14 protein-coding genes are annotated in these 13,554 nt (G+C 73.7%); 11 read left to right on the top strand and 3 right to left on the bottom strand.

Annotated elements, in window-relative coordinates:
- Position 1: 1 nt before the first annotated feature.
- Together Ani05nite_RS14760 and Ani05nite_RS14755 are read left to right on the top strand one after the other, a co-directional pair.
- Positions 2 to 286 (top strand): hypothetical protein, encoded by a 285-nt coding sequence (locus Ani05nite_RS14760; RefSeq protein WP_203768752.1) that lies wholly within the window; start codon positions 2 to 4, stop codon positions 284 to 286.
- Between the two features lie 79 nt (positions 287 to 365).
- A complete protein-coding gene (locus Ani05nite_RS14755) occupies positions 366 to 857 on the top strand; it encodes a hypothetical protein (RefSeq protein ID WP_203768750.1) in 492 nt (163 codons plus the stop codon).
- Between the two features lie 49 nt (positions 858 to 906).
- Here Ani05nite_RS14755 and Ani05nite_RS14750 read toward each other — a convergent pair whose 3' ends face one another.
- The gene (locus Ani05nite_RS14750; RefSeq protein WP_203768748.1) at positions 907 to 1,920 is read right to left on the bottom strand and encodes an ABC transporter ATP-binding protein; all 1,014 of its coding nucleotides are present in this window, start codon (positions 1,918 to 1,920) and stop codon (positions 907 to 909) included.
- A 2-nt stretch (positions 1,921 to 1,922) separates the two neighbouring features.
- Here Ani05nite_RS14750 and Ani05nite_RS14745 point away from each other — a divergent pair, with 2 nt between their 5' ends.
- From Ani05nite_RS14745 to Ani05nite_RS41855, 4 genes are all read left to right on the top strand, one after another.
- On the top strand, positions 1,923 to 2,645 hold the full coding sequence (locus Ani05nite_RS14745; protein WP_203768747.1) for an ABC transporter permease: 723 nt from the start codon (positions 1,923 to 1,925) through the stop codon (positions 2,643 to 2,645).
- Positions 2,642 to 3,358 (top strand): ABC transporter permease, encoded by a 717-nt coding sequence (locus tag Ani05nite_RS14740; protein ID WP_239129952.1) that lies wholly within the window; start codon positions 2,642 to 2,644, stop codon positions 3,356 to 3,358. The genes Ani05nite_RS14745 and Ani05nite_RS14740 overlap by 4 nt, the downstream gene beginning before the upstream one ends.
- 162 nt (positions 3,359 to 3,520) lie before the next feature.
- A complete protein-coding gene (locus Ani05nite_RS14735; RefSeq protein WP_203768746.1) occupies positions 3,521 to 4,519 on the top strand; it encodes a glycine betaine ABC transporter substrate-binding protein in 999 nt (332 codons plus the stop codon).
- A gap of 99 nt (positions 4,520 to 4,618) precedes the next feature.
- Complete coding sequence (locus Ani05nite_RS41855) at positions 4,619 to 6,151, top strand: hypothetical protein (protein WP_203768744.1); 1,533 nt, start codon at positions 4,619 to 4,621, stop codon at positions 6,149 to 6,151.
- A gap of 6 nt (positions 6,152 to 6,157) precedes the next feature.
- On the opposite strand, the gene Ani05nite_RS14725 is transcribed toward Ani05nite_RS41855, so the two are convergent.
- Together Ani05nite_RS14725 and Ani05nite_RS14720 are read right to left on the bottom strand one after the other, a co-directional pair.
- Positions 6,158 to 7,300 (bottom strand): NADH-quinone oxidoreductase subunit D, encoded by a 1,143-nt coding sequence (locus Ani05nite_RS14725; RefSeq protein ID WP_203768742.1) that lies wholly within the window; start codon positions 7,298 to 7,300, stop codon positions 6,158 to 6,160.
- On the bottom strand, positions 7,297 to 8,274 hold the full coding sequence (locus Ani05nite_RS14720) for an SAM-dependent methyltransferase (RefSeq protein WP_203768740.1): 978 nt from the start codon (positions 8,272 to 8,274) through the stop codon (positions 7,297 to 7,299). Before Ani05nite_RS14720 ends, Ani05nite_RS14725 begins: the two co-directional genes overlap by 4 nt.
- A 191-nt stretch (positions 8,275 to 8,465) precedes the next feature.
- On the opposite strand from Ani05nite_RS14720, the gene Ani05nite_RS14715 reads away from it, so the two are divergent.
- From Ani05nite_RS14715 to Ani05nite_RS14695, 5 genes are all read left to right on the top strand, one after another.
- On the top strand, positions 8,466 to 9,353 hold the full coding sequence (locus Ani05nite_RS14715; protein ID WP_203768738.1) for a Rossmann-like and DUF2520 domain-containing protein: 888 nt from the start codon (positions 8,466 to 8,468) through the stop codon (positions 9,351 to 9,353).
- A 174-nt stretch (positions 9,354 to 9,527) separates the two neighbouring features.
- The gene (gene panC, locus Ani05nite_RS14710) at positions 9,528 to 10,361 is read left to right on the top strand and encodes a pantoate--beta-alanine ligase (RefSeq protein WP_203768736.1); all 834 of its coding nucleotides are present in this window, start codon (positions 9,528 to 9,530) and stop codon (positions 10,359 to 10,361) included.
- Complete coding sequence (gene panD, locus Ani05nite_RS14705) at positions 10,361 to 10,789, top strand: aspartate 1-decarboxylase (protein WP_203768735.1); 429 nt, start codon at positions 10,361 to 10,363, stop codon at positions 10,787 to 10,789. The genes panC and panD overlap by 1 nt, the downstream gene beginning before the upstream one ends.
- Before the next feature lie 98 nt (positions 10,790 to 10,887).
- Complete coding sequence (locus Ani05nite_RS14700; protein ID WP_203768734.1) at positions 10,888 to 11,823, top strand: septum formation family protein; 936 nt, start codon at positions 10,888 to 10,890, stop codon at positions 11,821 to 11,823.
- Positions 11,824 to 11,885: 62 nt separating this feature from the next.
- Positions 11,886 to 13,532, top strand: coding sequence for an L-aspartate oxidase (locus Ani05nite_RS14695; protein WP_203768733.1), 1,647 nt, complete (start codon positions 11,886 to 11,888; stop codon positions 13,530 to 13,532).
- Positions 13,533 to 13,554: the final 22 nt, after the last annotated feature.

The following is a 13,554-nucleotide window of genomic DNA, read 5'->3' as shown; positions in this document are numbered from 1 at the left end:
CATGACCGACTCGACCTTCGCCGAACTGGACGCCCTGCCCACCGAGGAACTGCGTGAGCGGGCCTTCGCGAAGGCGCGGGAGCGCCGCGACCTGAGCTTCTTCTGGGGCGTGTTCAAGCACCTGCCGGACGCGGACGAGGCGGCGACGCTGGACGGCGCGCCGAACACCGTCGGCCCGACCGTCGACGAAGCGGTCGCGCTCTGGCGTGAACTGACCGGACACGGGTACGGGGAGCAGGAGCCGCTGCTGCGGGCGGCGTTCATCGATTACCTGCAAAAGCACTGACACCCCCGCAAGGCTCACATTCACGGATATCAGTTCCGGGGCGTTTGGTGACCGGAATCCGTTGGGAATTGACGGGTTCATGGCTCTCACCAACCGCTACAAGACTGCGCCCGGCGCGGGCACGATAGCCGCGCTGATACTCGTCCTGGTCTTCGGCAGCCCCTGGTACGCCGACTGGGCCCAGGACAACACCGACCCGGACACCGCCGGAGGCTGGTGGCTGCGCCTGCTGGCCTGGCCGCACTGGCGCTTCGACTCCGACGACTCGCTGCGTTCCATCGTGATCGGCGACCTCAAGGCGATCCTGGTGGTCGTGCTGACGCTGCTCTTCCTCTACCTGCTGCCCGGCTCCCAGCTGGCCCGGGCCCGCGGCACGGTCAGCCAGTTCTTCGCGGGCTGGGCGGCGTACATCTTCGCCGGTGGCTTCGCCGCGCTGCTGACCACGCTGTTCCTGGCCAACCCGTCGCTGCTGGGCGCGTTCCGGACGGCCGGCGAGGGCGCCACGTACGGGCTGTTCATCGGCTGGATCGTCGGGCTCGCCACCCTCGGGGGCCGCCGGGGCACCCGCTAGGACCGCCGGCGTACGTCCCGGCCGGCCCCCGCGGGCCGGCCGGTGCCGTTCACGCGGTCGCGGTGGCCTCGGCGCTGGGCGCGTCGAACAGCGCCGAGCGGGACACCGTGCCCACCGGCGTGCCGTCCTCCAGCACCACCACGTTGAGCGCGTCCCCGGTGAGCATCGCGGCGAGCGCGTCGTAGAGCGTGCCGGACACGTCGACCGTGGGCAGCCGCTCGATCTCCTCGATCTGCCCGACCGGGCGCATCGCCTCGCGTACGCCGGTGACCGCCAGCCGCCGGATGCCCCGGTCGGTGCCGACGAACTCGCTCACCGCCGCCGTCGCCGGCCGGCTGAGCAGGTCGGCCGGGGTCGCGTACTGCATCAGCCGGCCGCCCTCGGCCAGCACCGCGATCCGGTCGCCGAGCCGGACGGCCTCGTCGATGTCGTGGGTGACCAGCACGATGGTCTTGCGGACGGACGCCTGCAGCCGCAGGAACTCCTCCTGCAGCCGGCCCCGCACGATCGGGTCCACCGCGGAGAACGGCTCGTCCATGAGCAGCACGAGCGGGTCCGCGGCGAGCGCGCGGGCCACGCCGACGCGCTGGCGCTGGCCGCCCGACAGCTCGTGCGGATAGCGGCCGCCGTACCGGTTCGGGTCGAGGCCGACCAGCTCGAGCAGCTCGTCCGCGCGCTCCCGGATCCGCTTGCGGTCCCAGCCCAGCAGCCGCGGGACCGTGCCGATGTTGGTGCGGATGCTCTGGTGCGGGAAGAGCCCCACATTCTGGATCACGTAGCCGATGTGCCGGCGCAGCTCGACCGGGTCCTGCGCCGCGACGTCCGCGCCGTCGATCAGGATCCGGCCCTTGGACGGCTCGATCAGCCGGTTGATCATGCGCAGCACGGTGGACTTGCCGCACCCGGACGGTCCGATCAGCACGGCCAGCTCGCCCGCGCTCACCTCCAGGCTGATGTCGCCGACCGCCACGGTCCCGTCCGGATAGACCTTCCCGATGTTCTCGAGCGTGATGGAGGCCGCGGTCCGGCCAGCGCCGGCGTCCTTGATCGCGGTAGCGTCCACGTATGTCCTTCCTGTCGAGGGGCCCGGCGCCTGCGTGGCCCCTGGCCGCCCCCGCTGATGGCGGGCCGGGAAATCCGTGGTTCTCCTGGCGCTATGTCCACGACAACGCGTCCGAGATCTTGTCCGCGCTGCAGTTCCATGCCGGTCTGACCGCCCGTGCGGTGATCATCGCGTTGATCGTCGCACTGCCGCTCGCGGTCGTCTCCTACTGGTGGCGACCGTTGACCGGCCCGATTCTCGCACTCTCCGGCATCCTCTACACGATCCCGTCGCTGGCCCTGCTCGCGCTGGTCGCCCCGGCGGTCGGCACCACCAGCGACACCTCGGTGCTGATCGCCCTGGTGCTGTACGCGCTGCTGGTGCTCGTGCGCAACGCGCTGGCCGGGCTCACCCAGGTCCCCGCGGAGGTCCGCGACGCCGCGGCCGGCATGGGCTACGGGCGCCTGGGCCGGCTCTGGCGCATCGAGCTGCCGCTGGCCCTGCCCGGCATCCTCACCGGCCTGCGCCTGGCCACCGTCTCCACGGTCGCGCTGGTCACCGTGGGCTCGCTGATCGGCAAGGGCGGCCTCGGCGAGATGATCCTCGGCGGCTTCCGGAACAACTTCTACAAGGCCGAGATCATGACCGGGACGATCCTGTGCGTCGGGCTGGCCCTGGTCCTCGACCTGGCCCTGGCCGGCCTGGGCCGGCTGCTCACCCCCTGGGCCCGGGAGCGCGCCGCGTGAACTACTTCCACGAGGGCTTCGTCTGGCTCAACGACCCGCTCAACTGGACCAACCCCGGCGGCATGCTGGACCGCCTCCAGGAGCACCTGCTGATCAGCCTGTGGGCGGTGCTGCTGGGCTGCGCCATCGGCTGGCCGCTGGGCATCTGGCTGGGCCACCGCGGGCGCGGCGGCGGCGCGGTGATCACCTTCGCCAACCTGACGCTGGCCGTGCCCACCCTGGCCCTGCTCACCATCCTGCCGCTGACCCCGCTGGGGTTCGGCAAGCCGCCGGTGGTCGTCGCGCTGGCGGTGTTCGCGGTGCCGCCGCTGCTGGCCAACGCGTACACCGGGCTGCGGCAGATCGACCCGGAGACCCGGGACGCGGCGCGCGGCATGGGCCTGTCCGGCGGTCAGCTGGTGCGGCGGGTCGAGCTGCCGCTGTCCGTGCCGTATCTGGCGGCCGGGCTGCGCACCGCGGCGGTGCAGGTGGTGGCGACGGCGGCGCTGGCCGCGTTCGTCAACGGCGGCGGGCTCGGCGAGATCATCTCGGCCGGCTTCGGGATCGGGATGAGCAACGGCGGCGGCGGGCAGATCGTGGCCGGCGGCATCGTTGTGGCGCTGCTCGCATTGCTGGTGGAAGCGGTGCTCGCCGGCGTACAACGGCTGGTGACACCGGCTGCGCTCCGGACGGGCCGGCCCAGCCGGCCCACCGCGGCGGCCCCGGCCGGGTAATGGTCTCGCATCGTTACGAAACTTGTCACACCCAGCGGGTACGAATGAAACCGAGCCGCTGGGCGGCCCACAACTGAAGACCACACGGGCATCGAAGATCGACTGCCCGTCGGACACGCGGCGCGGCCACCTCGGCCGGGCCGGGACACAGAAGGCGGCAGTATGCGTCGACACCTGCTCCTGACGGCCGGCACCCTCATGACCGCCGCCGTCATCCTCGCCGGCTGCGGCGAGTCCGGCTCCTCCGGCACGGAGGCGCCGGCCAGTTCGGCCGCCGGCAACGGCTGCGCCCCGGTGGCCGGCGACAAGCTCGTCGTCCTGACCGACGACAAGACCCTGCAGAACACCGACAACGTCGTTCCCGCGATCAACAAGAAGTCCTCGTCGCCGCAGCTGATCGCGGCCCTCGACAAGGTCTCCGCGGCGCTCGACACGACCAAGCTGATCGAGCTGAACAAGGCCGTCGACATCGACCGCAAGTCGTCCAAGGCGGCGGCCGAGGAGTTCGCCACGGCCAACAACCTCACCGCGGGCATCGAGAAGGGCCCCGGCGGCGACCTGACGGTCGGCGCCGCCAACTTCAGCGAGAACGCGACGCTGGGCGAGCTCTACAACATCGCCCTGACCGCCGCGGGCTACAAGGTGAAGGTCCAGCAGATCGGCAACCGCGAGCTGTACGAGCCCGCCCTGGAGAAGGGCGACATCGACGTCGTCCCCGAGTACGCCGCCACGCTGGCGACGTTCCTCTCCGGCAAGGTCGACGGCAAGGACGCCAAGGACCCGTCCTCGCCGCAGCTCGACACCACGATGACCAACCTCACCGCCCTGGGCGCGAAGGTCGGCCTGGTCTTCGGCAAGCCGTCCACGGCGCAGGACCAGAACGCGTTCGCCACCACCGAGGCGTTCGCCACCAAGTACGGCGTCAAGACGCTGTCCGACCTGGCCGCCAAGTGCTCGGGCGCCGCCACCGTCCTGGGTGGCCCGCCGGAGTGCCCGCAGCGGCCCAAGTGCCAGCAGGGTCTCGTCGAGACGTACAACTTCCAGGCGGGCAAGTTCAGCTCGCTCGACGCGGGCGGCCCGCTCACCAAGACCGGCCTCAAGCAGGGCACCATCAGCGTGGGCCTGGTCTTCAGCTCGGACGGCGCCCTCGCCGCCGGCTGACCCCGCCGCACCGATCCGCCCCGGATGCCGGGCACCGTACGCGGTGCCCGGCATCCGCCCGTTTCGTGACGGGTGCCGCTCTCGGTAGCATCTGCGACCATGCCTGACCGGGACGCCGAGGCGCCACAGCACACCCGCCTGCTCACGGTGCTGATCTGGGCCGGCGTCGGCCTGGCCCCGATCGCCGCGCTGGTGGCCCTGCTCGGCGGCAGCGACAGCTCGATCCGCTTCGCGGTGCTGCTCGTGGCCGTCTGCGTCGTGCTGATCGGCGCCGCGCTGCTGGTCCGCAACGACCCGGTGCTGCTGCGGATGGACGCCGAGGACCAGGCCGCGATCCTGCGGGACGAGCTCCGCGAGGAGATCGCCGCCGGGGTGCGGGCCTCGGGCCGGCGGGTGCAGGCCCTGCAGGACGAGATGACCCGGATGCGCGCGGCGGGATCGCCGGCGTTGGGTCTGGCGCCGGCGGGGGCGCGGGCCGCGGGTGTGGCCCGGCCGGGCGCCACCGGGCCGGGTGTCGCCGGGCCGGGATCCGGCGGGCCTGGAGTGGGCGACCCTGGATTTGCCGGGCCGGGCGCGGGTGGGCCCGGGTTTGCCGGGCCGGGCGCGGGTGGGCCCGGGTTTGCCGGGCCGGGCGCAGGTGGCCCTGGGTTTGCTGGGCCGGGTGGGCCTGCTTTCGCCGGGTCGGGCGCGCGTGGCCCTGGGTTCGCCGGGCCGGGTGGGCCTGGGGTTGGCGGGCCGGGTGCGGGTGGGCCTGCTGTCCCCGGACCGGGTGGCGGGCCCGGGGTTGCCGGGCCGGGTGCGGGTGGGCCGATCGCGGCGGGCCGGCCGGTGGTGGCTACCGCTTCCGTTGCTCCGGCCGGGGGCCACCCGTCGGTGGCCCGCGCCGCGGTGGCCTCCGCGTCGGTGGGCTCCGCATCAGTAGGCTCCGCGTCGGTGGCGGCGGCTGCGGTGCCGGCCGGCGTGGCTCCGCGTCAGCGCGGCTCCGCATCGGTCCCGCCCGCGGGTGGTCGCGCCTATCAGGACGTCCACGACGACTCGCCGTCCCACTCCTACGGTCCCGGACCGTCCGGATCGGCGTGGGCCGAGCGCGGGTCAGCCGCCGAAGACGACGCCGGCGGCTACGCGGCCGAGGCGCCCGCCGAGGCGCGGCCTTCGCGCCGGCACGCGGCCCCCGACACGGGCACCGACCTCGCCCGCTACGGCCTGGGCGATCCGGCGACCGGTCCGGATCCCTACGGCACCGTCCTGAACACCGGTGCGCTCGGCTCCGCCGAGGAGGAGCAGGGCTATGACGCCGCCGGATACGACCCCGGCGCCGCCGCCTGGACAGCTCCGGGCAACTACGACTACCCCGATCCCGGGACCCGCGAACGCCCGGACCCCGGCGGCTTCGGCGCCGTGAGCTCACCCTTCTTCGCCCAGGACGCGTCCGGCGGCTTCCTGCTCGACAACGAGTACCCGCAGCCGGACGCCGAGGGCTACGACCAGCCCTCCGAGGATGACAGCCCCCCGGCGACCACCTACGGCCGGCCGGCCGGCGCCCACGGCCGGGCCGACCAGTACGGCCCCGACCCCCTGGCCGCCGACCACGGCTGGGCGCCGCGCAGCCACGAGCAGCGCGGCCGCTGGTAGCGGGCGTTACTTGTCGATGTCCCCGACCACGAAGAACATCGACCCCAGGATCGCGATCAGGTCCGGCACCAGGCAGCCCGGGATCAGCGTGGCCAGCGCCTGGACGTTCGCGTACGAGGCCGTGCGCAGCTTGAGCCGCCAGGGGGTCTTCTCGCCCCGGGACACCAGGTAGTAGCCGTTGATGCCGAGCGGGTTCTCGGTCCACGCGTACGTGTGCCCCTCGGGCGCCTTGACCACCTTGGGCAGGCGCACGTTGACCGGGCCGCTGATCCGGTCCACCCGGTCCAGGCACTCCTGCGCCAGGTCCAGGGACACGTACACCTGGTCCAGCAGTACCTCGAAGCGGCTGTGGCAGTCGCCGGCCGTACGGGTCACCACGGGCACGTCCAGCTCGCCGTACGCCAGGTACGGCTCGTCGCGCCGCAGGTCGACGTCCAGGCCGCTGGCCCGGGCGACCGGGCCGGAGGCGCCGTACGCGGCGGCCTGCTCGGCGGTCAGCACGCCGACCCCGACCGTGCGGGCCAGGAAGATGTCGTTGCGCCGGATCAGCCGGTCGATGTCCGGCATCCGGCGCCGGACCTCGTCGATCGCCGTGCGGGCCCGCGTCGTCCAGCCCGCCGGGACCTCTTCCTTGAGCCCGCCGACCCGGTTGAACATGTAGTGGATCCGGCCGCCGGAGACCTCCTCCATGACCGCCTGGAGCGTCTCCCGTTCGCGGAACGCGTAGAACATCGGCGTGATCGCGCCGATCTCCAGCGGGTACGACCCCAGGAACATCAGGTGGTTGAGCACCCGGTTGAGTTCGGCCAGCGCCATCCGCAGCCAGGTCGCGCGCTCGGGCACCTCGATGCCCATGAGCCGTTCGACGGCGAGCGCGACGCCCAGCTCGTTGGCGAACGCCGACAGCCAGTCGTGCCGGTTGGCCAGCACGATGATCTGCCGGTAGTCGCGCACCTCGAACAGCTTCTCGGCGCCGCGGTGCATGTAGCCGACGATGGGCTCGCAGGCGGTCACCCGCTCGCCGTCGAGGGTGAGCTTGAGCCGGAGCACGCCGTGCGTGGACGGGTGCTGGGGGCCGATGTTGAGCACCATGTCGGCGGTGTCCAGCCCGGACCCGGTCCCGACGGTCATCTCCCGCAGGTCGCTCATGGGAGCATCGTCCCACGGAGCTCGATGCCGACCTCGTGCAGCAGCCACCAGTGCCCGCCCAGGCCGGCCGGATCGGTGAGCTCGGCGGCGGCGCCCGCGGCGCTCAGCGCCCGCAGGTAGGCCGCCGGGTCGGTGCGGGCCAGCTCCAGCGGTGGCCGGCCACCGCCGACCCCGAGCCCGCGCAGCGCGGCGCGCTGACTGATGATCCGGTACGCGGTCCCGGTGGCCGCCGCGGCCGAGTCGACGGCCACGTGAGCCGTGATGTCCGTGCTGCCGTCCGCGCGCGGGGGCACCTGCCGCCCGTCCCGGTAGCCGGTCAGGGTGCCGAGCGGGGGCCGCGCCGAGCGCAGGTGCCCGTAGTCGACCGCCAGCGCGCAGCCCCGGCTCAGGGCCGCGACCGCGTCGGCCCAGGCCGCGTCGCGGGGCCAGCCGATCTCGATCCGGTCCCCGGGCCGCGCCGCCGGCCACCACCGGGCCAGCCAGAACCGGTCCGCCGCGTCCACCTCGGGGCCCAGCGTCTCGTGCCCGGTGTCCGGGTCCACCAGCACCCGCCGGACCCGGCCGCGGTGGTCCACCTCGGCCACGTCGAGCGGCACGTTGTCCAGCCACTCGGTGGCCAGCAGCACCCCGGTCACGCCCCGCGGCAGGGAACGCCGCCAGCGGAGGCCGGCGGACAGGTCCGCGGGGCGCCCGGCCACCTCGACGGCGGTGAACCGGACCCGCCGGGACAGCTCGTCGGCGGGATCGGCGCCGAGCAGCGACTGCAACGCGGCGAGGAGTTCGCCGCGGCCGGCGCCCACGTCGATGACGTCCAGGACCGGCGGCCGGCCGAGGGCGTCGTCCGCCGCGCGGATCAGTCGCAGCAGAGCGCCGGCGAACAGTGGCGAGGCGTGCACGCTGGTCCGGAAGTGGTCCGCGGGACCCTCGGCGGGCCGGGTGAAGAAGCCGTCCGGGCCATACAGCGCGGAGCTCATCGCGGCTCTCCAGCCCAGGCTTTTCACGCCTGCCAATCTAGGCGCAATCCCCCCGTGCAGTTGTTCACACGCCCTTGTCACGAGCGTGTTACATCGGCGCATACTTGCCTCGACCGGTACCCCGTCCAACCGCCCCACCGCCGCCCTTGAGCGGTCTGAAGGCGCACTGACACCGAGGACTGGATCTCTCAATGAGCGCTGTGCCGCGCGCCGCAAAGCGCGCCCGCCCACTGGTCGTGGGTGTCGTCGGGGCAGGCCGGGTGGGCGCAGTACTGGGCGCCGCGCTCGCCGACGCCGGCCATCGGGTGGTCGCCGCGGCCGCCGTCTCCGCCGCCTCCCGGGAACGCGCTCAGCGCCTCCTGCCGGGCGCCGCGATCCGGCCCGCCGACGAGGTCGCCCGGGCCGCCACCGATCTGCTGCTGCTCGCCGTCCCGGACGACCACCTCGGCGCCGTCGTGTCCGGCCTGGCCGCCACCGGCGCGCTGCACCCGGGCACGGTCGTCGCGCACACCTCGGGCGCGCACGGTCTCGCGGTGCTGGGCGACGTGGACGGCCTCGCGCTGCACCCGGCGATGACCTTCACCGGCGCCGACGCCGACCTGGACCGGCTGCCCGGCATCGCCTGGGGCGTCACGGCCCGGGACCGGGCGTTCGCCGCGCGGCTGGTCACCGACCTCGGCGGCGTGCCGGAGTGGATCGCCGAGCCGGCGCGTCCGCTCTATCACGCGGCCCTCGCGCACGGTGCGAACCACCTGGTCACGCTGGTCAACGAGGCCGCCGACCAGCTGCGCGCGGCCGGCGTCGAGCGGCCCGCGACGGTGCTCTCGCCGCTGCTGCACGCCGCCCTGGACAACGCGCTGAGCCTCGGCGACGCCGCGCTGACCGGGCCGGTGTCGCGGGGTGACGCCGGCACCGTGGGCAAGCATCTGCGCCACCTGGCGCCGGAGTCCGTACCGGCCTATCTCGCGCTGGCCCGCCGCACCGCCGACCGGGCCATCGCCGCGGGGCGGCTGCGGCCGCAGGACGCGGCGCTGTTGATGGATGTCCTCGCCCAGGCGACCGTAGGGAGTCCCGCATGACCGACTGCACCGAGCCACGCCTGGCAGGCGTGTGCCGCGACTGTGACGGCGAGGGCCAGAAGGGCATGCGAAAGGGGTGGACAGCATGACCGACTGCACCGAGCCACGCCTGGCGGGCGTGTGCCGCGACCGTGACGGTGAGGGCCAGAAGGGCATGCGAAAAGGGGGCACAGCATGACTGCGCTTGTTCACACCCGCGCCGAGCTCGCCGCGGCCCGGGCTGCCGCGAGCGGCCGGGTGGCCGTGGTTATGACCATGGGCGCCCTGCACGAGGGGCACCGCAGGCTCATGCGGGTCGCCCGCGAGCGGGGCGACTTCGTCATCGTCACCGTGTTCGTGAACCCGTTGCAGTTCGGGCCGAACGAGGACTTCGACAAGTACCCGCGGACCCTGGCCGCCGACGTCGAGGCCTGCCGGGCCGAGCGGGTCGACCTGGTGTTCGCCCCGGACCGCGACGAGATGTACCCGGGCGGGTCGCCGCAGGTGACGCTGAACGCGGGCCCGCTGGGCGAGATCCTGGAGGGCGCCAGCCGGCCGGGGCACTTCGCCGGGATGCTCACCGTGGTCGCCAAGCTGCTCCTGCTGACCCGGGCCGACCTGGCGTTCTTCGGCGAGAAGGACTTCCAGCAGCTGGCCCTGATCACCCGGATGGTGCACGACCTGGAGATCGGCGTGGAGGTCATCGGCGTGCCGACGGTCCGGGAGGACGACGGTCTGGCCTTGTCCAGCCGCAACCGCTACCTGTCGGCCGGCGAGCGGCGGGCGGCGCTCGCCCTGTCGCACGCCCTGCGGGAGGGCGCGGCGCAGACGGACGCGCGGAGCGTGCTGGAGGCGGCCGGCAAGATCCTCGCCGACGAGCCGGGCGTGCGGGTCGACTATCTCGCCCTCACCGACCCGCTGCTCGGCCCGGCGCCCGCCGACGGGCCCGCGCGGCTGCTGGTCGCGGCCAAGGTGGGCGCGACCCGGCTGATCGACAACGTTCCGGTGCTGCTGGGGAAGGCCGCCTGATGCTGCGTACGATGCTCAAGTCCAAGATCCACCGGGCCACGGTGACCCAGGCCGACCTGCACTACGTGGGCTCGGTGACGGTGGATCTGGACCTCATGGAGGCGGCCGATCTGCTGCCCGGCGAGCAGGTCGCGATCGTGGACGTGACCAACGGCGCGCGGCTGGAGACGTACGTGATCCCGGGCGAGCGGGGCACCGGCGTGCTGGGCATCAACGGCGCGGCGGCCCACCTGGTGCACCCCGGCGACCTGGTCATCCTCATCTCCTACGGGCAGTTCCAGGACGCCGAGGCGCGGTCGTACGAGCCGCGGATCGTGCACGTGGACGCGGCCAACAAGATCATCGAGCTGGGCGCGGACCCGGCCGCGGTGGTCGAGGGCATGGCCGGCGATCCGGTACGCGCGGACGGCGCCCTGCTCGTCGGCTGACGGAGGGCCGAGGTCTTCGCCAAGGCGCCGTGGTGTCCGGTCGATTGCCCTATGATCGACAAATCGGACAGCGTCGGCCGCTCGGGAGGCTCGGTTACATGCGACACCTGCCCCGGCTGCCCCGTTCGCGGCGGTGGCCGGTCGCGGCGGCGCTGAGCCTGCTCGCGCTGGTGCTCGCCGGCGGCTGCGGCAATCCGGCCGGCGTGGACGGCGACCTCACCGACGGCTGGGCCGCGATCGGGGTACCGGCCGGCTTCACCCCGGCGGCGCAGACCTGTCACCTGGCCAACTTCGCCACCTTCGGCGCCCGGTCGACCTACGAAGAGGTCGACTGCAAGCTCAAGCACCGCACCGAGACCGTGTACGTCGGCACCTATCCCAGCCCCGCGGCCGAGGCGCCGGACCCGCCGGCCCCGGATTCGGCGGGGGCGCGGGCGGCGTACCGGGACTGTGACGCCCGGACCACGGCCTACGTGGGCGGGCCGTGGCGGACCTCCCGGTTGTGGATCGGGGTGACCCAGCCGACCCGCGCCGCCTGGGCCGGTGGCGCCCGCTGGTACCGCTGCGAGGTGCTGGTGAGCAGCTCGGTGGAGGACGACGGCGGCCTGGTGCAGCGGGTCGGCTCGCTGCGCGACGCGCTCAAGGAGCCGGTGTCGCCGCTGCTGCTGACCTGTTACCGGGTGCTGCTGAACGAGGACGGCAAGATCGGCACGATGCCGGCCACGCCGTGCTCGGCCGAGCACAACGCGGAGTTCGTGGGGATCTGGGACGCCAAGGACCTCGCCTATCCCGTGACCGGCAAGCAGTGGGACGAGTTCCACGAGGGCTGCCGCTCCCTGATCGCCTCGTACGTCGGTGTGCCGGACGACGCCGACCTGCAGTTCCGGGCCGGCGTGATCTCGCTGCCGGGCGGCGACGACGTCTGGGAGCTGGGTGATCACGGCGTGCGCTGCTACCTGTGGCTGGACGCGCGGACCCTCACCGCGTCGCTGAAGGGCAAGGGTGGCAAGGCCATGCCGGTGCAGTACCAGTAACGCCCGGCACTTCTTACCGCCCCGGCCGTGATTTCCGCGCCTTCGCGATGTTGACTGAGCGCATGTCGCATCTTGCCGACCTTCCGGCGCTACCCCGCCGCCTGGCCGCCGCCGAGCCCGGCTGGACCGAGACCACCGACGTGCTGGTGGTCGGCTCCGGCGTCGCGGGCCTGACCGCCGCCCTGCACCTGCGCGAGGCGGGCCTGCACGTCACCGTCGTCACCAAGGTCAACATCAACGACGGGTCGACCCGGTGGGCGCAGGGCGGCATCGCGGCCGTGCTGGACCCGCTGGACACCCCCGAGGCGCACGCCTTCGACACCGAGATCGCCGGGGTCGGCCTCTGCGACCCGGCCGCGGTCCGCGTGCTGGTCGAGGAGGGCCCGGCCCGGATCCGCGAGCTGATGCGGATGGGCGCCGAGTTCGACCGGCACGCCGACGGGTCGCTGATGCTGACCCGCGAGGGCGGGCACCGCGCCGACCGGATCGTGCACGCGGGCGGCGACGCCACCGGCGCCGAGGTGCAGCGGGCCCTGCACGCGGCGGTGCTGCGCGACCCGTGGATCCGGCTGGTCGAGCACGCCCTGGTGCTGGACCTGCTGCGCGCGGCCGACGGCCGGGCCTGCGGCATCACGCTGCACGTGCTGGGCGAGGGCAGCGAGGACGGCGTGGGCGCCATTCTGGCTCGCGCGGTCGTGCTGGCCACCGGCGGCATGGGCCAGATCTTCGCCTCCACCACCAACCCGGCGGTCTCCACCGGCGACGGCGTCGCGCTCGCCCTGCGCGCCGGCGCCCGGGTCACCGACGTGGAGTTCGTCCAGTTCCACCCGACGTCGTTCGTGACCGCCAGCGTGACCTCGGCCCAGCGGCCGCTGATCTCCGAGGCGCTGCGCGGCGAGGGCGCCCACCTGGTCGACGAGACCGGCAAGCGGTTCATGGTGGGCCAGCACGAGCTGGCCGAGCTGGCCCCGCGCGACGTGGTGGCCAAGGGCATCCACCGGGTGCTGCGGGCCACCGGGGCCGACCACGTCTACCTGGACGCCCGGCACCTGGGCCGGGAGTTCCTGGAGCAGCGCTTCCCGACGATCGTGGCGTCCACCCGGGCGGCCGGCGTGGACCCGGCGACCGAGCTGATCCCGGTCGCCCCGGCGGCCCACTACGCCTCCGGGGGCGTGCGCACCGACCTGCACGGCCGCACCTCCATCGCCGGCCTGTACGCCTGCGGCGAGGTCGCCTGCACCGGCGTGCACGGCGCGAACCGGCTGGCCAGCAACTCCCTGCTGGAGGGCCTGGTCTTCTCCCGCCGGATCGCCGACGACATCGCCCGCGACCTGCCGCCGCAGGCCGACCCGGTGGCGCCGGCCGGCGAGCCGGGCTGGGTGGTGGCCCCGGCGATCCGCGGCGACCTCCAGCGGGCGATGACCCGCGGCGCCGGCGTGCTGCGCTCGGCCGACTCGCTCGCCGCCACGGCCAAGGAGCTGGCCCGCCTCGGCGAGCAGCACGGCGTCCCGCACAACGCGGCCTGGGAGGCCACCAACCTGCTGACCGTGGCGAGCACGCTGGTGGCCTCGGCCGCCGAGCGCCGCGAGACGCGCGGCTGCCACTGGCGCGAGGACTACCCGAACGCCCTCGACGAGTGGCGCGGGCACCTGCTGGACGCGATCGACGGCAAGGGCAGGATCACCCAGACCTTCGAGGAGATGGCATGACCGACTGCACCGAACTACGCCC

The sequence above is a fragment of the Actinoplanes nipponensis genome (assembly GCF_016862275.1).
Lineage (GTDB): Bacteria > Actinomycetota > Actinomycetes > Mycobacteriales > Micromonosporaceae > Actinoplanes > Actinoplanes nipponensis.
Note: the sequence above shows the minus strand (reverse complement) of the source record. Positions and strands in the feature narration are given on the sequence as shown.